Source organism: Variovorax boronicumulans (assembly GCF_009811375.1).
GTDB classification, from domain to species: domain Bacteria; phylum Pseudomonadota; class Gammaproteobacteria; order Burkholderiales; family Burkholderiaceae_C; genus Variovorax; species Variovorax boronicumulans.
The window spans coordinates 1,559,570-1,584,897 of the sequence record NZ_BKDH01000001.1; the positions used below are offsets into that span (position 1 = coordinate 1,559,570).

General features: G+C 70.0%; 16 protein-coding genes. 9 read left to right on the top strand and 7 right to left on the bottom strand.

Going from position 1 to position 25,328, the window contains the following annotated elements; all coding sequences use genetic code 11:
- Positions 1-23: 23 nt before the first annotated feature.
- From VHAB30_RS07045 to VHAB30_RS07060, 4 genes are all read left to right on the top strand, one after another.
- Entirely contained in the window at positions 24-12,644 is a 12,621-nt protein-coding gene (locus tag VHAB30_RS07045) for a filamentous haemagglutinin family protein (RefSeq protein WP_159276311.1), read from the top strand.
- A 13-nt stretch (positions 12,645-12,657) separates the two neighbouring features.
- Positions 12,658-13,215 (top strand): RNA polymerase sigma factor, encoded by a 558-nt coding sequence (locus tag VHAB30_RS07050; protein ID WP_095745813.1) that lies wholly within the window; start codon positions 12,658-12,660, stop codon positions 13,213-13,215.
- Between the two features lie 60 nt (positions 13,216-13,275).
- Positions 13,276-13,503, top strand: coding sequence for a hypothetical protein (locus VHAB30_RS07055; RefSeq protein WP_070061133.1), 228 nt, complete (start codon positions 13,276-13,278; stop codon positions 13,501-13,503).
- A 138-nt stretch (positions 13,504-13,641) separates the two neighbouring features.
- Positions 13,642-15,267 (top strand): phospholipase D family protein, encoded by a 1,626-nt coding sequence (locus VHAB30_RS07060; RefSeq protein ID WP_159276312.1) that lies wholly within the window; start codon positions 13,642-13,644, stop codon positions 15,265-15,267.
- 12 nt (positions 15,268-15,279) lie between these two features.
- Here the strand turns inward: VHAB30_RS07060 and VHAB30_RS07065 are convergent, their stop codons facing one another.
- The 4 genes from VHAB30_RS07065 to VHAB30_RS07080 form a co-directional block, all read right to left on the bottom strand.
- Positions 15,280-15,786 carry a murein hydrolase activator EnvC family protein gene (locus tag VHAB30_RS07065; RefSeq protein ID WP_159276313.1) on the bottom strand — a complete coding sequence of 169 codons (507 nt, stop codon included), beginning with the start codon at positions 15,784-15,786 and terminating at the stop codon, positions 15,280-15,282.
- Between the two features lie 113 nt (positions 15,787-15,899).
- Complete coding sequence (locus VHAB30_RS07070) at positions 15,900-16,388, bottom strand: CreA family protein (protein ID WP_062480278.1); 489 nt, start codon at positions 16,386-16,388, stop codon at positions 15,900-15,902.
- Positions 16,389-16,399: 11 nt separating this feature from the next.
- A complete protein-coding gene (locus VHAB30_RS07075) occupies positions 16,400-16,951 on the bottom strand; it encodes an NUDIX hydrolase (RefSeq protein ID WP_062480276.1) in 552 nt (183 codons plus the stop codon).
- 20 nt (positions 16,952-16,971) lie between these two features.
- Positions 16,972-17,673 (bottom strand): fumarylacetoacetate hydrolase family protein, encoded by a 702-nt coding sequence (locus VHAB30_RS07080; RefSeq protein ID WP_159276314.1) that lies wholly within the window; start codon positions 17,671-17,673, stop codon positions 16,972-16,974.
- A gap of 154 nt (positions 17,674-17,827) precedes the next feature.
- On the opposite strand from VHAB30_RS07080, the gene VHAB30_RS07085 reads away from it, so the two are divergent.
- Genes VHAB30_RS07085 through pgeF form a run of 3 tightly spaced genes read left to right on the top strand, consistent with a single transcriptional unit; the run spans position 17,828 to position 20,165 of the window.
- Positions 17,828-18,736: a tetratricopeptide repeat protein gene (locus tag VHAB30_RS07085; RefSeq protein WP_159276315.1), complete on the top strand. Its 909-nt coding sequence runs from the start codon at positions 17,828-17,830 to the stop codon at positions 18,734-18,736.
- A 23-nt stretch (positions 18,737-18,759) separates the two neighbouring features.
- A complete protein-coding gene (maiA, locus tag VHAB30_RS07090) occupies positions 18,760-19,398 on the top strand; it encodes a maleylacetoacetate isomerase (RefSeq protein ID WP_095745808.1) in 639 nt (212 codons plus the stop codon).
- Between the two features lie 14 nt (positions 19,399-19,412).
- Positions 19,413-20,165: a peptidoglycan editing factor PgeF gene (pgeF, locus tag VHAB30_RS07095; RefSeq protein ID WP_159276316.1), complete on the top strand. Its 753-nt coding sequence runs from the start codon at positions 19,413-19,415 to the stop codon at positions 20,163-20,165.
- Here pgeF and VHAB30_RS07100 read toward each other — a convergent pair.
- Positions 20,097-20,405, bottom strand: a complete 309-nt coding sequence (locus VHAB30_RS07100) for a hypothetical protein (protein WP_095745806.1) — start codon at positions 20,403-20,405, stop codon at positions 20,097-20,099. The genes pgeF and VHAB30_RS07100 overlap by 69 nt on opposite strands.
- A 126-nt stretch (positions 20,406-20,531) precedes the next feature.
- On the opposite strand from VHAB30_RS07100, the gene phaC reads away from it, so the two are divergent.
- Both phaC and VHAB30_RS07110 read left to right on the top strand, forming a co-directional pair.
- Positions 20,532-22,304: a class I poly(R)-hydroxyalkanoic acid synthase gene (gene phaC / locus VHAB30_RS07105; protein WP_159276317.1), complete on the top strand. Its 1,773-nt coding sequence runs from the start codon at positions 20,532-20,534 to the stop codon at positions 22,302-22,304.
- Between the two features lie 61 nt (positions 22,305-22,365).
- Positions 22,366-23,544 (top strand): acetyl-CoA C-acetyltransferase, encoded by a 1,179-nt coding sequence (locus tag VHAB30_RS07110; RefSeq protein WP_062480264.1) that lies wholly within the window; start codon positions 22,366-22,368, stop codon positions 23,542-23,544.
- A gap of 107 nt (positions 23,545-23,651) precedes the next feature.
- Here VHAB30_RS07110 and VHAB30_RS07115 read toward each other — a convergent pair whose 3' ends face one another.
- Both VHAB30_RS07115 and VHAB30_RS07120 read right to left on the bottom strand, forming a co-directional pair.
- Positions 23,652-23,837, bottom strand: coding sequence for a hypothetical protein (locus tag VHAB30_RS07115; protein ID WP_159276318.1), 186 nt, complete (start codon positions 23,835-23,837; stop codon positions 23,652-23,654).
- Positions 23,838-24,369: 532 nt separating this feature from the next.
- A complete protein-coding gene (locus VHAB30_RS07120) occupies positions 24,370-25,281 on the bottom strand; it encodes a LysR substrate-binding domain-containing protein (protein ID WP_159271438.1) in 912 nt (303 codons plus the stop codon).
- Positions 25,282-25,328 lie beyond the last annotated feature (47 nt).

Below are 25,328 nucleotides of genomic sequence, written 5' to 3' on the forward strand. Positions count from 1 at the left end.
TGTCATTCTTTACTGGGCGTCAGATGAACACACACGAGGGACACCGCAGCCGCCGCCAGGGCGCTGCCGTGCAGGCGAGGAGTTTCCGGATTTCGCCACTGGCACAGGCCATGGCGCTGGCGCTGGCCGCCGGTGCGGCTGCCGCGCCGGCCCATGCGCAGCGCGCCTTCAGCCCGACCTGGTTCAACGCCAAGGGCGCGGCGCAGGCCACCGCCACGGCCACCGGCCTGATGCCCAACGGGTCGCCGGCGGCGCAGCTCACGGGTCCGCTCGCGCAGCAGCAGCGCGCCAGCGAGCAGCTGCAGCAGTCCATCGGCAACCTGAACCTGGCGGCGCGCGGCATCGCGGCGCAGCAGGCCGCACAGGCGGCCGCGCGGCGCGCCGCGCAGAACGACCCCTCGGTGCCCGACGGCCTGGCCGAAGGCGGCCTGAAGGTCGATACGAATTCGTTGACCGCCGGCTGGTCGAATGCGCGCGCACTGACCGGTGATTCGCAGAAGCAGGTCGACGGCCGCACGGTCGTCACCGTCGAGCAGACGGCCGACAAGGCGATCCTGAACTGGGAGACCTTCAACGTCGGGCGCAACACCACCGTGGCCTTCGCGCAGCGCAAGGACTGGGCGGTGCTCAACAAGGTGAACGACCCGCAGGCGCGGCCTTCGCAGATCCAGGGGCAGATCAAGGCCGACGGCACGGTGATGGTCGCCAACCGCAACGGCATCGTGTTCAGCGGCAGCAGCCAGGTCGACACGCGCAACCTCGTGGCCGCGGCAGCGCAGATCGACGACGCGCAGTTCCAGGCCCACGGCGTGTACGCCAACGGCAGCGCGCCCAACTTCAAAAACGCGCAAGGCCGTGTCGAGGTGCAGCCCGGCGCACGCCTTTCCACGCCCGCGCCGGGCTCGGCCACGCAGGGCGGCGGCTATGTGCTGCTGCTGGGCGCCGAGGTGCACAACGCCGGCGAGATCGCCACGCCCGGCGGGCAGACGCTGCTCGCGGCGGGCGACCACTTCACCATCCGCAAGGGCGTGGGCACCGACGGCAATCAGACCTCGACCACGCGCGGCAACGAAGTCGCGGTGACGCTGGACACGAACAGCCCGGCGGGCACGGTGCGCAACACCGGGCTGATCCAGGCGACCACCGGCGACGTCACGCTGGCCGGGCGCGAAGTGGTGCAGGGCGGCGTCGTCCTTTCCAGCACCTCGGTCAACACACGCGGCACGGTGCACCTGAACGCGACCGGCGCCACGGGCCAGGTCCGGTTCGGCGAGGGCAGCACCACGGCCATCGTGCTCGACACCGGCGGCGCGACCGCGCTCGACAGCCAGCGCGCCGGGCTCATGGCGCCGGCGGTCCAGCTGGGCACCGGCAGCATCGTGCTGGCGGGCAACGACCGCCGCGACCTGTCGCGCGTCGAAGTCGCCAGCGGCGGCACGGTCGAGTTCCAGGCCGGCTCGCTCACGCTGGCCACCGGCGGCCAGGTGGTGGTCGACGCGAAGCAGCGCAGCCTCGTGCGCGAGGGCGCACGCATCGACGTGTCGGGCGCGGTGGGCGTGAAGCTCGCGATGGAATCCAACAACATCAAGATCAACGTGCAGGGCAACGAGCAGCGCGATGCGCCGCTCAACCGCGACAGCAAGAACCTCAACAACAACGACCTGTGGATCGACCGGCGCTCGCTGGTCTTCGTGCCCGGCGGCACCGGCGGCTACCAGGGCGAGCGCTGGTACACCGGCGGCGGCCTGCTCGAGGTGGGCGGCTACCTCGGCACGCAGGCGCATGGCGTGGGCGAGTGGATGGCGCAGGGCGGCGTGGTGGGCTTCACCGGCGGCGAGCTGGTCACGCAGCGCGGCGCGAGCATCAACATCTCGGGCGGCACGCTCGACGTGCTCACGGGCAGGCTCAACCAGAGCTGGCTCAAGGGCGCGGACGGGCGGCTCTACGAAGTGTCGAAGGCGCCGGGCGACCTGCGCTACACGGGCGTCTACAAGGGCTTCGAAGACGAGCACGCGCGCTGGGGCAAGAAGACGACGGGCTTCTTCTACAACCCGCTGATCGGCCCGCAGACGCGGCTGGAAAGCGGCTACACCGTGGGCCGCGATGCCGGCCTGCTCATCGTCGGCACCCAGGCCGCGGTGCTCGAAGGCGAGATCGTCGGCGAGACCTTCCAGGGCGAGCGCCAGACGCAGGCGCGGCAGGCCGGGCTCGACGGCTACCAGCAGTCGACCGGCGCGGCGGCGCAGCGCGGGCAGCTCGTCGTGGGCCGCTACGACGCCTACTACGACAAGACGGGCGGTGCGATCCACCGGCGGCTCGATGCTGCGGGCATCAAGAACGTGGTGCTCGGCGACACGGCCGAAGGCATTGCGGCGGGGCTCGACCTCTCGACGGTGTTGCCCGCGGAGCGCCGCGACACGCTGGTGCTCGATGCGGCGCAGCTCAGCGGCTTTCGCCTGGGCGCGGTGCGCATCGCGGCCACCGACAGCATCGCGGTCGACAAGGCGCTGCAGGTCGGCGATGGCGGCCACCTCGTGCTGTACAGCCCGAACGTGAAGGTCAATGCCGACCTCGTCGCGCGCGGCGGCGGCATCCATCTGGGCAACGTGCTCGAACAGATCAGCCTCAACTACCTGAAGGACACGAGCACGCTCACCGCGCCCGACGGCGGCACGAGCTCGGTGGTGCTCGCAGGCGGTGCGACGCTCGACACCCGCGGCCTGTGGACCCATCTGCCGAAGAACCCCGCCGACGCGGGCGGCGTGGCCTACCGCAACGGCGGCAGCGTGTCCGTGCGCAGCACCGGCGACGTGGTGCTGGGCACCGGCAGCGTCATCGACGTGTCGTCCGGCGCGGCGCTGTTGTCGAAGGCCAAACAGCAAGGCGGCAAGGGCGGCAGCGTCACGCTCGAGGCGGATGGCTTCAACACGGGCAGCGGCCATATCGCGCTCGACGGCGCGGTGCTGCGCGGCCACGGCGTGGACGGTGGCGGCACGCTGACCGTGCAGACGATGCGCGTCGCCATCGGCGACACCTCGGGCACGGCGCAGGCCGACACGTTGATGCTCGACGCCGGCTTCTTCGACAAGGGCTTCAGCCGCTATGCGCTCATCGGCAACCACGGCCTCACGGTGGCCGACGGCGCGCAGATCGACGTGACGATGCCGGTGTACCGCTTCGGCGCCCACGCGCAGGACGTCGCCACCGGCAGCCGTCCGGCCGACGCGCTCGAGGTGTGGACGCCGCCGCTCTACCAGGAAGACGCGACCAAGGCCGTGCTCACGCAGCGCAAGGGCGCGAGCCTGTCGCTGCAGGCCGGCACGACGACCACGCTCGCCAAGGAGCTGCCGACGGTGCAGGCCGTGGTGGGCAAGGGCGCGGCGATCCATGTCGACCCGGGCCAGGCCATCGAGGTGCGCAGCGCCGGCCAGCTCACGGTGGACGGCACGCTGCGTGCGAACGGCGGGCGCATCGTGCTGAAGACGGTGGACATCACCGACCTCGAGGCCGATATTGCCAATGCAACGGCTCATGCCCGCTCGATCTGGATCGGCGGGCAGGCGGTGCTCGATGCGTCGGCGCACGCGGCCACCGCCACCGACACCACCGGCAAGCGCTACGGCCTGGTGCGCGACGGCGGCAGCATCGTGGTCGGCGGCGAGATCGATCCGATCGGTAGCAAGGCCACCGCGTCGCAGAACTTCGTCGTCGTGCGCCCCGGCGCGTTGCTCGATGCCTCGGGCACGCATGCGGTGCTCGACGTGAACGGTATGGGCGCGACCGATGTAAGCAGCAATGGCGGCAGCATCTCGCTCGCGTCGTACAACGGGTTGCAGCTGGACGGCACACTGCGCGCCGTCGCGGGCGGCGCGGGCGGCGAGCGCGCGGCCGGCGGCACATTGGCCGTGGTGCTCGGCACGCCGGGCCTGCGCCTGCACCTGGACCCGCTGCAGCAGGCGGAAGACCGCGTGCGCCGGCACCGCGTGCTGGTGCTGGGTGTGGAACAGGGCGCACCGCTCGCGCCCGACACCCTGCAGGCCGGCGTCGACGACGGTGCGCTCGCCTACGGCCAGGCCCGGCTGAGCACCGACACGGTCCGGCGCGGCGGCTTCGACAGCCTCTCGCTGTTTGCCGGCTCCACGCTCGCGTTCGAAGACGGCGTCGACCTGCGCATGCGGCAGGGCCTGCAGATCTATGCCGGTGGCCTCGCGCTCGGCACGAACGCGCCCGACGACGCGCACGTGGCGCTGTCCGCCGCGCACGTGCGGCTGGCCGGCGCGATGCCGTCGTTCACGCGTGAAGTCCTGAGGGCACCCGTCGCCGAAGGCGGTGTGGTGCGCGTGCCGTCCGGCAGCCGCCTCGATGTGGCAGGCGACCTGATCGACATCCGCGACGGCATGGGCTTCGGCGTCAACGGCAAGGTCCCGATGCTCGACAGCGCGAGCGAGTCGCCCACGGTCGACCTGGCCGCCTTCGGCCATGTCACGCTGGCCAGCAGCAGCGACCTGCGCTTTCTGCAAGGCCGGCAGGACGTCGGCGTCTCCACGAGCCTGGTCGTTCCCGGCAGCCTGACCCTGCGCGCCGCGCAGATCTACCCGGCCACGGGTGTGGTGGCGCTGGTGTCCGCGGGCCTGGCGCCGGACGGCACCTACCGGCCCGACACGGTGCTGCGCATCGAGGGCACGGGCGCGATCCCGCAGGTGCCGTACTCGGCCTTCGGCGACCTGTCGCTGCGCGCCGGCGTCATCGAGCAGGGCGGCGTGGTGCGGGTGCCGCTCGGGCAGCTGACGCTCGGCGATGCGCTCACCACGCAGGTCAGGCTGCTGCCCGGCAGCCTCACGTCCGTGAGTGGAGAGGGGCTGGACATGCCCTATGGCGGCACGGTCGACGGCATCAACTACCTGTACGACGGCAAGCAGGTCAAGCTCACCGGCGTGGGCGCGGGCGACACCTACAAGCGCAACCAGACGATCGGCCTCACGTTCATGGGGGCCAGCGTGCAGGGCCAGGAAGGCGCCACGCTCGACCTGTCGGGCGGCGGCAACCTCACCGGCGCGGGCTTCGTGAGCGGACGCGGCGGCTCGACCGACGCGCGCTTCAGCCCGCTGATGCAGGTGGGCGCCCGCGGCGGCTTCACGCTGCCGGGGCTCGCGACCAACCCCGTGTATGCCATCGTGCCCGGCGTGCAGCCGGCGGTGGCACCCACCGGCGCGGAGAAGGGCGCGGTCGATCCGCTCGTGGGTCAGCACATCACCATCGGCGCCGGCGTGCCGGGCCTGCCCGCGGGCACCTACACGCTGATGCCCTCGACCTATGCGCTGCAGCAGGGCGCCTTCCGCGTGGAGCTGAACGGCGCGGCCGGCCTGGGCGCGCCCACCGGCACGCTGGCGATGCGCAACGGTTCGTGGCTCACGGCCGCGCAGCTGGGCGTGGACCGCACCGGCATCGGCGACACGCTGTTCCGTCAGGCCATCGTGACTTCGGGCGAGGTGCTGCGCAGCTACTCGCAATACAACGAGATGGGCTACGGCGACTTCGTGCGCGCCGACGCGCTGCGCGTGGGCGTGCCGCGCGCCATGCTGCCGGCGGACGCGCGCAACCTGCACCTGAAGCTCGCGCCCGGCGCGGGCGCCGAGGCCTTGCGCTTCGACGGCACGGCGCGCTTCCAGGTGGGCGAGGGCGGGCGGGGCGGTTCCGTGGTGGCCACGAGCAGCGAGGAGCAGCTCGGTCTCGAGATCGTCGCGGCCGGCGCGTCGGCGACGGCGGGCTTCCAGGGGGTCACGCTGGATGCGGGCGCGCTCAGTGGCATGGGCGCGTCGCGCCTGGTCATCGGCGGGTTGCAGGGCGCCGACTATGGGCAGAGCGGCAACGTCATCCAGACCGGCGACGGCGGGCAGAGCGTGGTGCTTCGTCAGGGGGCGGTGCTGTCCGCACCCGAGGTGTTCCTGGCCGCGGTGGGTGCGACCGAGGGCACGCCGCTCAGCGTGGTGGTCGAGCAGGGCGCGCGCATCCACACCCTGGGCCGTGGCAAGGCCGCCTACGATGCCGGCGACGGCTTCGTCTACGCCGCGACCGGCCAGATGCTGATGGTCTCCAACGGCCGGGTGAGCACGCTGCCGGTGCCGCAGACCCAGGCCACGTCGGACAACCGCAGCCTGCAGATCGGCGTGTGTGCCAGCGCGTCGTGCAGCGGACAGACCGAGCTGTATTCCGAAGGCACCATCGCCATGGTGACACCCGACCGCTTCGAGATGAACGAGGCGGTGCGCTACGGCACGCGTCACCTTACGCTGGCGGTGCGCGGCATCAACGTGGGCGACAGCGCCGCGCTGGCCGCCGCCGCGCAGAACCACACGCTGCCGCCGGGACTGGCCATGAGCCAGGCCCTGCTCGACCGCCTGCTGCGCGGCGACCGGCAGTACGGCGCGCCCGCGCTCGAAACGCTGGAGTTGAGCGCCAGCGGCGGCGTCAACTTCTTCGGCACCGCGGCGCTGGACACCATCGACCCCGCCACCGGCAAGGCGACGATGGCGCAACTGGTGCTGGCCACGCCTGCCATCTATGGGCAGGGTGGCGCGGACGACGTGGCCACCATCCGCACCGGCCGCCTGGTGTGGCAGGGCGCGACCACGGCGCCGTCGGCCGTGGTGCGTGGTGGCGCGGGCACCGGCAGCGGCACGCTGAACATCGAGGCCGAGCACATCGAGTTCGGCTACGGCCCCCACAGCCAGCCGAGCGGCCTGGAAGACGCGGGTCGCCTGGTGCTGGGCTTTGCCGACGTGAACCTCAAGGCCTCCGAGCGCGTGAGCGCCAACCACAAGGGCAGTCTGTCGGTCTACCAGTCGCAGGGCACGTACGAAGCAGGCAAGGGCTACGCGTACAGCGGCGGCGACCTGAGCATCGTCTCGCCGCTGCTGACGGGCGAGGCGGGCTCGGTGAACCGCATCACGGCGGGCGGCATGTTGCGCGTGGCCGCACCCGCGGGCGCGCCGGCGGCGGCCACCGGCGATGTCGCGCTGGGCGCCGAGCTGAGCCTGCGCGGGCGCGAGTTGACGCTGGACACCGCCGTGGCGCTGCCCAGCGGCAAGCTAACGCTGAGCGCCGAACGCGACCTCACGCTGACCGACCGCGCGGTGCTCGACCTGTCGGGCCGCGAGGTGGTTTTCAACGACCTGAGCAGGTACAGCGCCGGTGGCGACGTGGTGCTCGAAAGCCTGCACGGCAACCTGCGGCAGGCGGCGGGCTCGGTGATCGACATCTCGGCGCAGAACAACCGCGCGGGCGCGCTGAAGGCGATGGCGCTCGACGATGCCGCCGGCACGGTCGACTTGCAGGGCCGCATCCTCGGCGCGAGCAGCGGCCACTACGACGCGGGCGGCACGCGGGTGCCGTTCGCGGCCGGCAGCGTGGACGTGCGCGCGCGGCAGCTCGGCGATGCCGAATTCGCGGCGCTCAACCAGCGGCTGAACGACGGCGGTGTGTTTGGCGCGCGCAGCTTCCAGCTGCGCCAGGGCGACCTTGTCATCGGCGACGGCCTGAAGGCCGGCGAGGTGAACGTGTCGCTCGACAACGGCAGCCTTACCGTGACCGGCACCATCGACGCGAGCGGCGAGCGCGTGGGCCGCATCAGCCTGGCCGCGAAGCACAACCTCACGCTGGCCGGCAGCGCGGTGCTCGATGCGCACGGCCGCACGCTGCGCGTGGACAGCCACGGCCAGATCATCGATTCGCCGAACCGCGCGATGGTCGAACTCACGTCGAACGACGGGCAGCTCACGCTGGCCTCGGGTTCGCGCATCGACCTGCGCCACGGCACCAACGCCCAGGTGGGCGGCGAACCGGGCCAGAACGACGGCAGGGCGCGCGGCACGCTGGAACTCAACGCGGGCCGCACCGGCGAGACCGTCGGCGACATCCGCATCGATGCCAGCGGCACCCTCGCCATCGAGGGCGCGCGCTCCATCGCCGTGAACGGCATGTGGCGCTACGACGATGCACGCTTCGGCACCGACGCCGCGGCCACCGGCCGGCCCTACCAGGTCATCGACCAGGCGTACCTCGACGCCAAACACCTGCAGAGCACGGCCTTCATCGACCACGCGCTGGCCAACGGCGCGCTGATGAACGGCAAGCTCGCGGGCCTGAACAACGCGCGCTATGCCGACGCCTTCCACCTGCGCCCCGGCGTGCAGATCGTCAGCAAGACGCCCGACGGCGACATGGTGGTGCAGGGCGACATCGACCTGTCGGGCTACCGCTATGCGAGCGCCAACCCGCACACACCAAAGACCGGCGTGTACGGCTCGGGCGAGGTGGGCGCGCTGGCCCTGCGCGCGGGCGGCAACCTCGACATCTTCGGCAGCATCAACGACGGCTTTGCGCCACCGCCCGCCACGCCGGACGACGGCGGCTGGCTGCTGCTGCCGGGCGTCAACCTGCTGCGCGGCGACACCGTGCTGCCGCGCGGCGGCGTGGTGCTGGCCGACGGCACGACCTTCGAGGGGGGCGCCGGCACGCTCAACTACGACCTGCCGATCAAGTCGACGGCCTTCGGGGCCGGGCAGGTGATGCCGGTGGCCAGCGTGCTGGCCAAGGCGCTCGAACTGAAGGTGGGCACGGTGCTGAGCGCCGACGTGCGCGACGCCTCGGGCGCGCTGCTGTTCGCGGCGGGCAGCATCGTCAGCGGCGCCAAGGTGACGCTGCCGGTGGGCACGCGCCTGGGAGCCGGCATGCGCCTGCCGTCGGCAGCCACGCTGTCGGGCGTGGTGTGGCCCAAGGGCGTGCCGCTGCCCGGCGACGGCAAGAAGTTCGTGCTCAACGGCGCCCTCACGCTGCCGCTGGGCGCGCTGCTCCCGGCCGCGACCAACATCAAGCTGCCCGGCGGGGTGACTTCGGTGAACCTGCGCCCGGACGGCGCCGGCAGGCTGTGGGCCGCGGCGGCGATGCTGCCCGAAGGTTCGCAGTCGTGGTCGGTGCGGCTGGCCGCGGGTGCAGACCTGAACGCGGCGGACAACCGCATCGTGCAGGTGCATCCGGCGGCGGGCCGGGGCAACCTGCGGCTGGCGGACAGCCACTACGGGATGTTCGGCAAGCTGAAGCCCGGCGGCGAGTTGTGGAGCGTGGAAGGGTCCATCAACTTCGTGGGCGACGAGAGCATGGCTGGCAAGCCCATCGATTTCGCGGACATCCAGTACCCGGAGCTTTGCGTGGACCTTCCCAGCTATTGCGTCATCGCCGCCCCGGAGTACAGCTACCTGCCGGGCAGCACGCGCTTCAGCGTGGTGCGCACCGGCGCGGCCGATCTCGACCTGCTGGCCGCCGGCAACCTGCGCATGGATTCGCTGTTCGGCGTGTACACCGCCGGCGCCTCGTCGCAGGCCACGCGGGCCGGCGACCCTTACAACCTGCCGCGCGCGGTGGGCGCCAAGGGCACGGTGCTCAACGACGCGAGCGGTGGCTACGAGAAGTTCGTCGATGGCGGCACGCAGAACCTGGCACGCGCCTGGTACCCCGCCTCCGGCGGCAACCTGACGCTGAAGGCCGGCGGCGACCTGACCGGCGACACGATGCTGGTCGCCGGGGGCAGCGGTGCGGGGCGGCCGAATCCCGCGGACAAGGGCTTCAGCAGCGGCGCCATCGGCAACTGGCTGTGGCGCCAGGGCACGGGCGACAGCTTCGGCGGCGCGCAGGACCAGCCCACGGCGTGGTGGATCAACTTCGGCTCGTATGTCGGCACGACCGGGGCGGCCGACAAGTTGCTCGGCTTCACCGGCTTCGGCACGCTGGGCGGCGGCGACCTGCGCGTGGACGTGGGCGGCAACGCGGGCCTGCAGGGACGGCGCGGCGCCAAGACAGATTCGTACGCCGACAGCCGGCGCAGCCAGGGCCTGGTGCTGGCGGTGGGCGGCACCGGCCGTGTGCTGGCCGACGGCAGCCTGAGCCTGACGGGCGGTGGCGACGTGCTCGTGCGCGTGGGAGGCGCCTTCAATCCGCTCCACACGCCCTACGTCGAGGGTGCCGGTGGTGACTCCGACGCCGGGCTCAACGGGGCCATCGTCAACCTTCGGGGCGACGTGCAGCTGCAGGCAGGCACCCTCGGCAGCCTGCCCCGGGTCTATGGGCTCTCCGAGCGGGCGCAGTCGCCCCGCGAGACCCGCGCCTACGACCTCTACACGGCAACCCGCGGCATGGCGCAAGGCGGCATCGTGTTGGCCCCGGGCGATGCGAACTACACGCTCGCCACGCGTGGCGACCTGGTGGTCAAGGGCGTGATCGATCCGACGCGCGTCGACCTCCCCAATGCCACGCCGTTCAGCGCCAACGGCCTGGAAGGACGGGGCCAGAGCTGGTTCACCCTGTGGACACCGCACACGGCCATCCGCCTCTTCGGCGCAGGCGGCAACCTGGTGCCGGTGACGGGTGGCGCGGGCGTGCCCGTGACCGACTCGGCCTTCGTGTACCCCTCGATCCTGAGTGCGGTGGCCGCCAGTGGCAGCCTGTTCTATGGCGATGCGGCGACCTTCGACAACACCGGCACGGGTACGCCGCTGGTGCTGGCGCCCTCGGCCCACGGCATGCTGGAGTTCCTGGCCAGCGACTCGATCTATGCGGGAGGCAACACCGTGAGCCCGTCGGGCGCGGCCGCCTCGGCGCTGGCGACGCCGCGGCGTCCGGCGTTCCAGGGCACCGCCAGCAACGGCACGGTGCTCGGCAACCTGTCGGGTGGCAACAACCTGGACGGCGGCGGCGTGCGTCCGCTGTTCGCCTTCGGCCCCAACACGGTGTCGGGTGAAGCGGTGGGCACGCAGCCGGCGCGGTTCTACGCCGTGCACGGCGACCTGGTCGGCGTGAGCAGCGGGCGCATCCTGCGCTTCGCGCCGGACGACGCGACGCGTGCCGGCCAGACCTGGTACGAGGGCGCGCAGCCGGTGTGGATGATGGCTGGGCGAGACATCGTGGCGAGCGGCACGCCCATCGGGCAGGCCGAGGATTCGGGCGGCATTGCACAGGCTTACTTCGCGAGCAGCGGCAACCTGTTCGTGCACCAGAAGCCGGGCGACATCTCGGTGGTTTCGGCGGGGCGCGACATCCTGTTCAGCACCTTCAACGTGGCCGGCCCCGGCACGCTGGAGATCACGGCCGGGCGCGACATCCGCATGGAGAACAGGGCCTCGGTCAGCAGCCTCGGCGCGGTGGTGCCGGGCGACAGCCGGCCCGGTGCGGGCATCGCGATGTTGGCCGGCGTGGGCGCCCACGGGCCCGACTACGCGGGCTTCGCGCAGCGCTACCTCGACCCGGCCCACCTGATGCAGAGCGGCCAGCCGCTGGCCGACCAGGCCGGCAGGGTGGTGAAGAACTACAACCGCCAGCTCACGCTGGGCGACTGGCTGCGCGCCGAGCTTGGCTACAGCGGCGACGACAACGGCGCGGCGGCCTGGATGGCGCAGCGGCAAGCCCGCCTCGACGCGGAAACCGGCACGCCGCGCCGCGTGCTCGCCAACGACTACCGGCAGGCGAGCCAGCTGTACCTGGTGAACTGGCTCGAAGCCTCGCAGGGCTACGGCGGCAAGGGAGGCGCACAGGAGGCGCTGGCCTTCTTCAACGCACTGCCGCCGGAACAGCAGCGCAGCTACCTGCGCGGCGTGTACTTCGCCGAGCTGAAGGAGGGCGGGCGCGAATACAACGACGAGAGCGGCGTGCGCTACGGCAGCTACCTGCGCGGGCGCAACGCCATCGCGTCGCTGTTCCCGGGAACGAGCTACAGGGGCGACATCACGATGTTCGGTGCGGCCGGCATCAACACGCTGTTCGGCGGCGACATCGCGCTGCTCACGCCGGGCGGACGCCAGGTGTTCGGCATCGAGGGCGCGGCGCCCAAGGCCGTGGGCACGCTGATTCCGGGCGTCATCACGCAAGGTGCGGGCGACATCTCGCTCTATGCGCTGGGCAGCATCCTGCTGGGCCAGAGCCGGATCATGACCACCTTCGGCGGCAGCGTGCTGGGCTGGTCGGCCGAGGGCGACATCAACGCCGGTCGCGGCTCGAAGACGACGGTGGTCTACACGCCGCCCAAGCGCGTGTACGACCATTGGGGCAACGTGGTGCTGTCGTCGGACGTGCCGAGCACGGGCGCGGGCATTGCCACGCTGAACCCGATTCCGGAGGTGCCGGCCGGCGACATCGACCTGATCGCGCCGCTGGGCACCATCGACGCGGGCGAGGCGGGCATCCGCGTGTCGGGCAACGTGAACCTGGCGGCGCTGCAGATCGTGAATGCCGACAACATGGCGGTGCAGGGCAAGAGCACGGGGCTGCCGGTGGTGGCGTCGGTGAATGTCGGAGCCCTGACCAACGCCAGCGCCGCGGCGTCGCAGGCCACGGCGGCGGCGCAGGACGTGATGCAGCGCGAGCGCGCGGCGGCGCGTCAGAGCCTGCCGTCGGTGTTCTCGGTGCGCGTGCTGGGCTTCGGCAACGAGCCCGCGTCCGGCGCGCCCGAGGCCCCCGAGGTGCGGCGCAGGCCGGCGGAGCAGGCGAGCTACGACCCGTCGGGCTTCGTCCAGATGGTCGGGCACGGTGCGCTCACCGACGCGCAGCTGACGCGCCTGAACGAGCCCGAACGGCGCGGCCTGCCGCGCGGCCGCTAGGCGGCGACGCACCATGTCGCACGCCTGCCTGCTGCCCCGCGGCGATGCCGCGGGGACCGCCCCTGCGCCGCCGGACGTCCAGCAACTGCTGGTGGCGCACTACGCGCAGTTGCACCGGCGGCTGTCGCTGCACCTGGGGTGTGCCGACGCCGCCACCGAAAGCCTGCACGATGCCTGGCTGCGTCTGGCCGAGGCCGCCTTCACGGATGCCTTGCACAACCCCGTGGCCTACATCTTCCGCGTGGCGTGCAATGCCGCCATGGACCGCCTGCGCGCCGAGCGTCCCTGGCAGTACACCGGCGAGGCGGACGACACGCTGGCCCAGGTGGCCGATCACGCACCGGGGCCCGAGCTGATCGCCGAGGCGCGCTCCGACCTGAAGGCGGTCGAACGCGCGATGCAGGGGCTGCCGCACCGCCATCAGGACATCTTCGTGGCCTTGCGCGTGCACGAGCTGACGCGGCACGAGGTGGCGGTGCGGCACGGGCTGTCGCTGCGGCGGGTGGATTCCACGCTGCGCCAGGCGCTGCAGCGCCTGCCGACCGGTCGCCGCTCGGACATGCACGCCTGAGCCGTTGCTTTTGTATGCAATGTTTGCAAATGAAAACTAAAGGCCTATGATGAATTCATCATGGACTCCGCCCGACTCGATCTTCACGTGCCAGGTGGCTGGACGGGATGGTTCGAACTCACGCGCACCCCGAAGGGCACCTACGCCGGCATCGCGGCGCTGAGCCTGGACGGCATTCCGCGCTGCGCGCTGGTCATCACCCAGCAGCTGTCGTGGGACTCAGCCGTGGCGCGCGCGAACGTGCGCGCGGAGCACTTCGTGCGGCAGTGGTCCGAGCGCGCGCACTGACGAAGGCATTGGCTGCGCGCTCGCGCCGCGCGTGGTAGAAACCGCCACCCGTGGGCGCGGTCGTGCACCGCGCCGCGCGGCAGCGGCGTTTTTTCTCCTTCGCTCCCGTGCCCTTGCCCTCCCTCTTTTCTGTCGTTCATGCGCAACCTGTCCCCCCGGGCTGACGTGCCGCGCGCCCGGTGGTTCGCCTGGCTGCTGTGCAGCCTGGCGATGCTCGTGCTCGCCGGTTGCGCCGGCTTGCCGACCGAGGTGGTGCGCAAGCCCTCGAGTGCCATCACCGACGGCGCCGACACCGCGCTGGGCCGCCTCGTGCGTGCCGCCGCGCCGCCGGGCGAGCCGCTCAGCGGCTTTCGCCTGCTGCCGATGCCGCAGTTCTCGCTGCACGCGCGCATCGAGCTGGCGCGCCGCGCGCAGCGCTCCATCGACGTGCAGTACTACCTCGTGCAGAACGACGAGACCGGCCGCTACCTGCTGCGCACGCTGCGCGACGCGGCCGACCGCGGCGTGCGCGTGCGCCTGCTGGTGGACGACCTGTACACGGCGGGCGCCGACCCGCTGTTCACCAGCTTTGCGTCGCACCCGAACGTCGAGGTGCGCCTGTTCAACCCGTTTCCGGCCGGGCGCTCGCGCTTCGGCACGCGCTGGGCCTGGTCGATCCTGGACTTCGACCGCGTGCACCGCCGCATGCACAACAAGCTGTTCGTGGTCGACAACACGATGGCGGTCATGGGCGGGCGCAACATCGCCAACGAGTATTTCCTGCGCGACGGCGGCTCCAACTTCATCGACATCGACACGCTGGTGGCCGGAGCCGTGGTGCCGCGGTTGTCGTCGCTGTTCGACATGTACTGGAACAGCCCGTACGTGTACCCCATCGAGTCGCTGGTGCCGCGCGGCAGCGAGTCGGCGCAGGCGCTGCGCGAGCGCTTCGACCGGCTCACCACGGGGCCCGAGACGCTGCACCCCGAAGAACCTGAATCGACCGACCTGCTGGGCCACAACCCGCTGGCCAAGGACCTCAACGCCGGCAAGCTCGCGCTGAGCTGGGCGCGCGCCGAGGCGTACGCCGACGCGCCCGCCAAGGCGCTGGCGCCCACCGACGAAGGGCGCGGGCTGCCGGCCGACCAGGCCGCCGACAGCGTGCTCTACAACGTGCAGCGCTACCTGCGCGGCGCACAGCACGGGGTGCTGCTGACCACGCCTTACCTGATTCCCGGGCGGGGCGGCATGGAGACGATGCAGATCGTGCGCGGCAACGGCGTGGGCTACACCATCGTCACCAACTCGCTGGCGGCCACTGACGAGTCGCTGGTGCACATCGGCTACCGCCGCTACCGCGCGCAGATGCTGCGGCTGGGCGTGGAGCTGTACGAACTGAGCCCCAAGCGCGTGGAGCAGACCAAGCGCTTCGGCATCTACGGCTCGGCCAGCGGGCGGCTGCACGGCAAGTCGGCCGTGATCGACGGGCAGGTGGTGTTCGTCGGCTCGATGAACTTCGATCCGCGCTCGGCGCTGCACAACACCGAGATCGGCCTGTTCATCTTCAGCCCGCAGATCGCGCAGCAGCTCACGAGCCTGATCGGTTTCATGCGCCTGGACGGCGCCTACCAGCTGCAGCTGGGGCCGCGCGGCGGCATCGAGTGGGTGAACCCGGCGTCGGGCGACGGGGCGGACACCATCCTGCACACCGAGCCCGAGACCCATTTCTGGGCCCGCTGGCGGCTGGAGCTGCTGGCGCCCCTGGTGCCCGAAAGCCTGCTGTAACGGCTTTTACGTTTACTGCTGCAAACGGCCGTTGAGGTACGGCTCGGGATCGACGGCGGTGCCGTTCTTGCGGATCTCGAAATGCAGCTTCACGCGGTCGGATTCGCTGTTGCCCATTTCGGCGATCTTCTGGCCCTGGCGCACCACGGCGCCTTCCTTCACGAGGATGGTCTTCGCGTGGGCGTAGGCCGTGAGGAAGGTTTCGTTGTGTTTCACGATGACCATGTTGCCGTAGGAGCGCAGTTCGCCGCCCACGTACACCACGCGGCCATCGGCCGAGGCCACGATGGGGTCGCCCAGGTTGCCCGCGACGTCCAGGCCCTTGTTGCGCACGCCGTCGAAGCGGCCCACGGTGGTGCCGGCGGCGGGGCGGATGAAGAGGGCCTGGCGCGGTGGCGGCGGCGTGGCGCCTTGAACAGGCTGCTGCGGCGGCGTGGGGCCGGGCGTGGTGCAGGCGGCAATGCCCCCAGCCACGAGCAGCGTGGCGGCGGTTCGGAAAACAAAAGTCTGAAGGTGCATGACGCTGTTGGAACGGATTCGTTGCGGAGGGTTCCGTCAAAGGCCGACACCTCGGTGTCGGCCGCTCGGACGATGCTAGCAAACTCGCATCGCCGAGCCCTTCAGCAGCCCCTTCACTTGAGCGGAATCGGCGTGCCGCGATCGACCGGCACCGCCGTCACGCTGTTCTTGGGCGAGCCGTCGATGAGCAGGTCGGAGTAGGTCAGGTAGACCAGCGTGTTGCGCTTGGGATCGACCATGCGCACCACGCGCAGGCGCTTGAAGAGCACCGACAGGCGTTCGCTGTAGACCTCTTCGCGCTTGGGCAGCGGCTGCGTGATGCTCACCGGGCCGACCTGGCGGCAGGCGATGGAGGCCTCGGCCTTGTCCTCGGCCACGCCGAAGGCGCCAGCGATGCCGCCGGTTCGCGCGCGCGAGACATAGCAGGTGACACCGCTGACCTTGGGGTCGTCGTAGGCCTCGACCACGATCTTGTGGTCCGGGCCGATGAGCTTGAAGGCGGTGTCGACCTCGCCGACCGTGTCGGCCTTGGCCGCCGAAGCCGCGAGGGCGAAGCCGAGGCTGGCGCCACAGAGGAGGGTGGCGCGCAGGGTCTTGAGCATGGGGAAATTTTTCAAACGATGCTGAGTTCGTGGACGCGGTCGAAGCTGCCGCGCTTGCGGTCTTCGAAGTAATGTTCGAGCGCCTGGCGCACGGTGCGAAAGGCGATCTCGTCCCAGGGAATCTCGTCCTCGGTGAACAGGCGCGCCTCGATCGTCTCGTGGCCCGGGTCGAAGCGGTCGTCGAGCAGGCGGGCGCGGTAGAACATGTGGACCTGGCCCACGCGCACCACGCTGATCACGGCGAACAGGCCCTCGATCTCGAAGTTCGCGCCGGCCTCCTCGTCGGTCTCGCGGGCCGCGCCCTCGGCGGTGGTTTCCTCGAGCTCCATGAAGCCCGCGGGCAGCGTCCACTTGCCCCAGCGCGGCTCGATGTTGCGCTTGCACAGCAGCACCTTGTCGCCCAGCACGGGGATGGTGCCCACCACGTTCAGCGGGTTCTCGTAATGGATCGTGTGGCAGGCCGGGCACACCGCGCGCTGCTTGGTGTCGCCGTCGTCCGGCACGCGGTAGACCACCGCCGTGCCGCAGTTCTTGCAATGCTTGATGGGTACGCGAAGGAGCATGAAGAGGGACCGCGCGGGCGTCAGACGATCTTGACGGTCAGCGCGGGCAGGCCTGCGACCTGGCCCACCAGCGTGTCGCCGGCCACCACGGCCGCGACGCCCTCGGGCGTGCCCGTGAAGATCAGGTCGCCGGGCCGCAGCTCCCAGGCCGCCGACAGGTGCTCGATGGTCTCGGCCACGTTCCAGATCAGCTTGCTCACGGTGCTGCGCTGGCGGTCTTCGCCGTTCACCTGTAGCGAGATTTCGGCCTGCTCGGCGTTGCCGGCCTGCGCCACGGGCACGATCGGGCCGATGGGCGCGCTCTGCTCGAAGCTCTTGCCGATGTCCCAGGGGCGGCCCTGCTTCTTCATGTCGTTCTGCAGGTCGCGGCGCGTCATGTCCAGGCCCACGGCGTAGCCGTAGATGTGCTTGTGGGCGTCGGCCGCTTGGATGTTCTTGCCGCCGGTGCCGATGGCCACCACGAGTTCGATCTCGTGGTGCAGGTTCTTCGTGAGCGTGGGGTAGGCCATGGTGCCGGTCTGGCCCGCATCGACCGTCACCAGCGCATCGGCCGGCTTCATGAAGAAGAAGGGCGGCTCGCGGCCGGTGAAACCCATTTCCTTGGCATGATCTTCGTAGTTGCGGCCCACGCAGTAGATGCGGTGCACCGGGAAGCGTGCGGGCTGACCGGCCACCGGCACCGAAACGGTGGCCGGCGGGGCGAAAACAAACTCGGAAGCCATGGGAAGGTGTCCTTTTTCAGCGAAGCGGGAGGGGAGACCGGCAGTGTGCCAGAGGCGGCACGGGCTTGCCGGCACGCCGGACTCGGGATTTTGCGGCGGCCCACAATAGGCGCTTCTGCGCGTTTCCCCGATCTCTTTTCTCCCTCGCTCCACCATGCCCATCCGACTCGGCAAAGCCGGCAAGGCCACCGCCTTCAACGAACTCGGCCGCGAACGCGACGAGGCCGGCGATCAGGACGGCGCCCTGGCCGCCTATGCGCAGGCCAGCGCCATCCATCCGTACTGGTCGGCGCCCTGGTACAACGCCGGGCTCATCCACAAGTACCGCGGCGACTGGGCCGCGTCGTTGCAGGCCAACGCCCGCGCCGTGCAGTGCGAGCCGGGCAACGAAGGCGCGCTGTGGAACCTGGGCATCGCGGCCACCGCGCTGGGCGACTGGCCCACGGCGCGGCGTGCCTGGCGCCAGTACGGCATCGGCATCCCGGACGGTGAAGGGCCGGTCGACTATTTCGTCGGCCTCACGCCGATCCGCGTGCACGGCGACGAGGCCAGCGAGGTGGTCTGGGCCGACCGCATCGACCCGGCACGCGCCATCCTGCGCAACGTGCCCACGCCCGCCAGCGGCCACCGCTACGGCGACCTGGTGCTGCACGACGGCGCCGCCAACGGCTACCGCCGCCGCGGCGAGCGCGAGGTGCCGGTGTTCGACGCGCTCGCGCTGATCGCGCCGTCGGACCATGCGACCTACGAAGTGTTCGTCGAAGAGGTGCAGGCCGAAGCGATCGATGCGCTGGTGCGCCGCTTCGAGGAAGCGGGCCTCAGCGCCGAGAACTGGACCAGCAGCATGCAGGTGCTGTGCAAGGCCTGCTCCGAGGGGCGGCCCGACGACCAGCACAACCACGCGCCCGGCGAACCGCCCGCGGCCGAAGGGCCGTGGCACCTGGGCATCGCCGCGCGCGAAGAAGCCGCGGCGCGCGCGCTGCTCGATGCATGGCGGCAAGAACACCCCGAAGCCCGGCTGCGCGATTTCCGCTGTGCATTGCCGGCCACACCACGCTCCTGAGAGGGCGCTATCCTTGAGAAATCATGAAGCTGCATAACTATTTCCGCTCCTCCGCCTCGTTCCGCGTGCGCATCGCCCTGAACCTCAAGGGCCTGGACTACGACTACGTGCCCGTGCACATCGCGCGCGGCGAACACCGCACCGGTCCGTACTCGGCGATCTCGGCCGACATGCTCGTGCCGCTGCTCGAGGACGAGGGCGAGCGCTTCTCGCAATCGATGGCCATCATCGAATACCTCGACGAAACGCACCCCGAGCCGGCGCTGCTGCCGACCGATCCCGTGGGCCGCGCCCACGTGCGTGCGCTGGCGCAGTCGATCGCCTGCGAGATCCATCCGCTGAACAACCTGCGCGTGCTCAAGTACCTCGTGAAGGAACTGAAGGTCGACGACGAAGCCAAGAACACCTGGTACCGCCACTGGGTGCGCGACGGCCTGCTGTCGTTCGAGCGCCAGCTCGCGCAGCACCCGGGCGGCACCTACTGCTGGGGCGACACGCCCACCATCGCCGACTGCTGCCTCGTGCCGCAGATCTTCAACGGCCGCCGCTTCGACTGCGACTTCAGCGGCCTGCCGCGCACCATGGCCGCCTTCGACGCCTGCATGAAGCTCGACGCCTTCCAGCGCGCGCAGCCCTCGCAGTCGCCCGACGCGGAACCCTGAGCCGGCACGTCGCGATGACTCCGCAATGGCTGGTGCCCGAGTGGCCGGCGCCATCGAACGTGCGTGCGCTGTGCACCACGCGCGACGGCGGGGTGTCGACCGGGCGCTATGAGAGCCTGAACCTCGGCGACCACGTGGCCGACGACGCCGCGCACGTCGCCGAGAACCGCCGGCGGCTGCAGCAGGCGATCGGCACGCGGCCGGTGTTCCTGCAGCAGGTGCATGGCACGGGGCTCGTGTCGCTCGACGAGGCCGTGCCCGACGGCACCGTCGCCGATGCCTGCACGGCCGCGACCTCCGCGCGCGCCTGCACGGTCATGGTGGCCGACTGCCTGCCCGTGCTCTTCACTGACGAACGCGGCCAGCGCGTGGCCGCCGCGCATGCGGGCTGGCGCGGGCTGGCCGGCGGCGTGCTCGAACAGACCGTGCGCGCCTTCGCGCAGGATGACGCCGCGCCGCGCCTGATGGCCTGGCTCGGTCCCTGCATCGGCCCGAAGGCCTTCGAGGTGGGGGCGGAGGTCAAGGCCGCCTTCGAGGCGCAGTCGCCCGAGGCGGCGTCGTGCTTCACGCCCGCGGCGGCCGAAGGCAAGTGGCTGGCCGACCTGCCCGCGCTGGCGCGGCAGCGGCTGCGTGCGGTGGGTGTCGCGTCGCTTCACGGCAACGACAGCGGCGATGCGTGGTGCACCGTCGCGCAGTCGTCACGGTTCTTTTCGCACCGGCGCGACGGCGTCAGCGGGCGCTTCGCCGCGCTGGTCTGGAAGGTCTGAAGCCGCAGCCTCCGCGGCAGCGCGGCGCGCGGCCTCCTGGGCCTGCGCCTCGCGTTCCTTGATCGCCCGCCGGCGCGCCGGCGTGGCCATCAGGTAGATCACCAGCGCCACCGGCGCGAGGCCGTAAAGAAGAAATGTGAAGATGGCGCCCAGCACCGTGCCCGTGGTGTTGGTGGCTTCGGCCACCGCCATCATCACGGCCACATAGAGCCAGCCGATCACGATCAAATGGATGAACACAGGCGCAGACGTTTTGTTTCAAGGGATTAGTGAAAGCGCGGCGTTGTGAGTGCCTTGCGAATGCAGCATACTCAAAACACGCAAGCCATCCGTTCGTATCGACCCAGGCCACGGCCAGGAGACATGATGAAGCAACAAGACACGGGGGCCGATGCGTTCGCGCCCTTTCAAAAAGCCCTCACGCAGGGCTGGACCCAGGCCATGGAGGCTTTCCAGAAAGCTGGGGGCCCAGGTGGTTCCGCCGCTTTCGACGTCGGCGGCACGCCGCTATGGCAATTGCCACAAATGGCGCAATTCCCGGGCGCAGCCGCCATGCCCGAGCTGCCCAAGTTCTCCATCGATCCCGAGCAGCTGCAGTCCATCCAGCAGCAGTACCTGAGCGACGCCACCGACCTGTGGCGCCGCGGCTTCGGTGCGCGCCCAGAGGGCGACAAGCGCTTTGCCGCCGAGGCCTGGGGCAGCAACCCGCTGGCGGCCTTCTCGGCCGCCGTGTACCTGCTCAACGGCCGCACCATGATGCGCATGGCCGAGGCCATCGACGCCGACGACAAGACCAAGGCGCGCCTGCGCTTCGCGGTCGAGCAGTGGATGGCCGCGGCCTCGCCCAGCAACTCGCTCGCCTTCAACGCCGAGGCGCAGAAGAAAGCCATCGACACGCAGGGCGAGAGCATCGCCAAGGGCATCCAGAACCTGCTGCATGACATGAAGCAGGGCCACGTCAGCATGACCGACGAGAGCGCCTTCGAAGTGGGGCGCAACGTGGCCACCACCGAAGGTGCCGTGGTGTTCGAGAACGAGTATTTCCAGCTGCTCGAATACAAGCCGCTCACCGCCAAGGTGTACGAACGGCCGTTCCTGCTGGTGCCGCCGTGCATCAACAAGTTCTACATCCTCGACCTGCAGCCCGACAACTCGCTCATCCGCTATGCGAACGAGCAGGGCCACCGCGTGTTCGTGGTGAGCTGGCGCAACCCCGACGAGTCGCTGGCCCAGGCCACCTGGGACGACTACATCGAGAACGCGGCCATCAAGGCCATCCATACCGTGCAGGAGATCAGCGGCAGCAAGCAGATCAACACGCTGGGCTTCTGCGTGGGCGGCACCATCCTGAGCACCGCGCTGGCCGTGCTCGCGGCGCGCGGCGAGAAGCCGGCCGCATCGGTCACGCTGCTGACCACGTTTCTCGACTTCAGCGACACCGGCATCCTCGACATCTTCGTGGACGAGCCCATGGTGCAGTACCGCGAGATGCAGCTGGGCAAGGGCGGCCTGCTGCCGGGCGGCGACCTGGCCTCGACCTTCAGCTTCCTGCGCCCGAACGACCTGGTGTGGAACTACGTGGTCGGCAACTACCTCAAGGGCGAGACGCCGCCGGCCTTCGACCTGCTGTACTGGAACAGCGACGCGACCAACCTGCCGGGCCCGTTCTACGCCTGGTACCTGCGCAACACGTACCACGAGAACAAGCTGGCCAAGCCCGGCGCGCTCACGGTGTGCGGCGAGAAGGTCGACCTCGGCAAGATCGACATTCCCGCCTACATCTACGGCTCGCGCGAAGACCACATCGTGCCGATCGGCGGCGCCTACACCTCCACGCAGTTGCTCACGGGCAAGAAGCGCTTCGTGATGGGCGCCTCGGGCCACATCGCCGGCGTGATCAACCCGCCCGCCAAGAAAAAGCGCAGCCACTGGCTGCGCGAGGACGGCAAGTTTCCCAAGACCCAGCCCGAATGGCTGGCCGGTGCGCAGGAGCAGCCGGGCAGCTGGTGGACCGACTGGGCACAATGGCTCAAGGGCCACGCGGGCAAGCAGATCCCCGCGCCCAAGGGCTACGGCAACGGCAAGGCCTACAAGGCCATCGAACCGGCGCCGGGACGCTACGTGAAGGCCAAGGCCTGAACGGGCGCCAGCTCCCGCAAGATCGCAACCGATTTCAAATCACCTCAACGGAGAGAACCTCATGGAAGACATCGTCATCGTTTCGGCTGCGCGTACGGCGGTCGGCAAATTCGGCGGCTCGCTCGCCGGCATTCCCGCCACCGAGCTGGGCGCCCTCGTGATCAAGGAAGTGATCGCGCGCGCCAACCTCACGGCCGACCAGGTGGGCGAGGCCATCATGGGCCAGGTGCTCGCGGCCGGTGCCGGCCAGAACCCCGCGCGCCAAGCCTGGCTCAAGGGCGGCGGTACCAAGGAAACGCCGGCGCTCACCATCAACGCCGTGTGCGGCTCGGGCCTGAAGGCCGTGATGCTGGCGGCGCAGGCCGTGGCCACGGGTGACTCCGAAATCGTGATCGCCGGCGGCCAGGAAAACATGAGCATGGCGCCGCACGTGCTGCCCAACTCGCGCAACGGCCAGCGCATGGGCGACTGGAAGCTGGTCGACACCATGATCGTCGACGGCTTGTGGGACGTGTACAACCAGTACCACATGGGCATCACGGCCGAGAACGTGGCCAAGAAGTACAACATCGACCGCGCCTCGCAGGACGAGCTGGCCCTGGCCAGCCAGACCAAGGCTGCTGCCGCGCAGGACGCCGGCAAGTTCAAGGACGAAATCGTCGGCGTGAGCATTCCGCAGAAGAAGGGCGACCCCATCGTCTTCAACCAGGACGAGTTCATCAACCGCAAGACCAACGCCGAAGTGCTGGCTGGCCTGCGCCCCGCCTTCGACAAGGCCGGCGGCGTGACCGCGGGCAATGCCTCTGGCCTGAACGACGGCGCCGCCGCCGTGATGGTCATGACGGCCAAGAAGGCCGCGGCCCTGGGCCTGAAGCCGCTGGGCCGCATCGCCAGCTACGCCACCGCCGGCCTGGACCCGACCATCATGGGCATGGGCCCCGTGCCCGCATCGCAGAAGGCGCTGCAGCGCGCCGGCTGGAAGGCCGCCGACCTCGACCTGCTCGAGATCAACGAAGCCTTCGCCGCACAGGCCTGCGCCGTGAACCGCGAAATGGGCTGGGACGTGAACAAGGTGAACGTGAACGGCGGCGCCATCGCCATCGGCCACCCCATCGGCGCGTCGGGCTGCCGCATCCTGGTGACGCTGCTGCACGAAATGCAGCGCCAGAACGCCAAGAAGGGCATCGCCTCGCTGTGCATCGGCGGCGGCATGGGCGTGGCGCTGACGATCGAGCGCTGAGCCTGATCACCGGGTGAACCGGTACGGGGAGGGGAGGCAGGGGCTCGCAAGGGCCGATGCCTCCCCTCCCTTTTTTGTGCGCGCTGTTTGCGGGTTTCGCCTGCGGATTACGTCGACCGGTCTGAGTCCACGAGGTCCCAGGCCAGGCCCGCGAGCCAGCCGATGCCCACGAGCCACGCGCCGGCGTGCACCGTGTCGATGTCTGCGGGTGCCAGCCAGTGAACCCCCAGGGCGATCAGCAGCCCGGCAACGGCGCCGAGGCAGGACCAGGGGGAGCTGAGGGCTTCGAGCATGTCAGGGCGACTGTAGCGGCCCTCTTTCGCGCCTCGCATCGACCCGATTCGGCATGCTGAGAACCTTTGGATTCATTTGAGCGGCGGTCCCCCAACTGGCTGACGCTCTTGTTCACCGCTCAAAAATTGAGCAATGTGTGGAATCCCTTTGTAAAACAACAACTTGCATTCGTTTTACAAAGCTCCACCCCAGTTACCCCCAAAGTTGCCCACAGAAAGTGGGGATTGAAGCGGACTTCTTCACAACCGGCGGCAAGTCGTTGGTTTCAAAGGGTGGCCTAGCACAGGCAACCCCCTGTTTTTTCGCTTGACTTTCCTGTTTTCGAGCGATTTTCAGACCCCTCGGCGGCCTGACTTGTGCACTGCAAAATTTTTAAGCAGACTAACTATTCCCTTTATAAAACAACAACTTGCGTTCGATTTACAACGCTGCCCCTGACTTACCCCCAAAGTTGTGCACAGAAAATGGGGAAGACATCGGGTTTCTCACAAGCCGCCTGCAAGTGCCTGTTTTTGACCGGAAAACCGGCCGTCAGCCGGTTTCGGCCTGCGCGTCGGCGTAGTGCTTGCACAAGGTCTCGACCAGCGCCTGGGCGTACACGGGCAGGGCGGCGCGGTCGCGCACGAGCAGGTAGCGCTCGCGCACGCACCACGGGTCGCTGAGCTCGACCAGCGCGAGCCCCATGCTCTCCTGGTTGCGCCGCGCGGCCGACTCCGGCACCACGCCGATGCCCACGCCGCTGCCGATCATCCGGCACATGGCGTCGAAGCTGCCGAGCTGGATGCGCAGCTTCTGGCGCTTGCCCAGGTGGTCGGTGATCTGCCCCAGGAAGGCCTGCAGCGTGCTGCCTTGCTGCATGCCGATGGCGTCTTCGTCGAGCGTCTCGGCGAAGGAGATGCGGCGGCGCCGCGCAAAGCGGTGCTGGCGCGAGGTGACGAGCACCAGCCGGTCGGTGCTGAAGTGGATGGTGTCCAGGCCCAGCGTGTCCATCTGGCCCGCGACGATGCCGATGTCGGCGCGCCCGTCGCGCACGCCGCGCGGGATCTGAGCATTCGGTTTTTCCTGAAGGTCGACGTTGATGCGCGGGTTGGCGGCCAGGAAGCCGGGCAGGATTTCGGGCAGGAAGTCGGTCACCGCCGTGGTGTTGGCGAACACGCGCAGGTGGCCGCGCAGGCCGCCGCCGTACTCGAGCAGGTCGGCGCGCAGCTGGTCGGCCTGGTGCAGCACCAGCCGGGCGTGGTGCAAAAAGGCTTCGCCCGGCGGCAGCAGGCGCACGCCGCGGGCCTCGCGCTGCAGCAGCTGCAGGCCGGCCTGGGTCTCGAGCGCCTTGATGCGCGCGCTGGCCGCGGCCAGCGACAGGTGCTGGCGCTCGGCCGCCCGCGTGAGGTTGCCGAGTTCGGCCGTGGCCACGAACAGGCGCAGGTCGGTGAGGTCGAAGAGCATCGGGCGATGGTAGTCAAGCCTTCGGAATTTCAGAAGCCTGGCTTCCG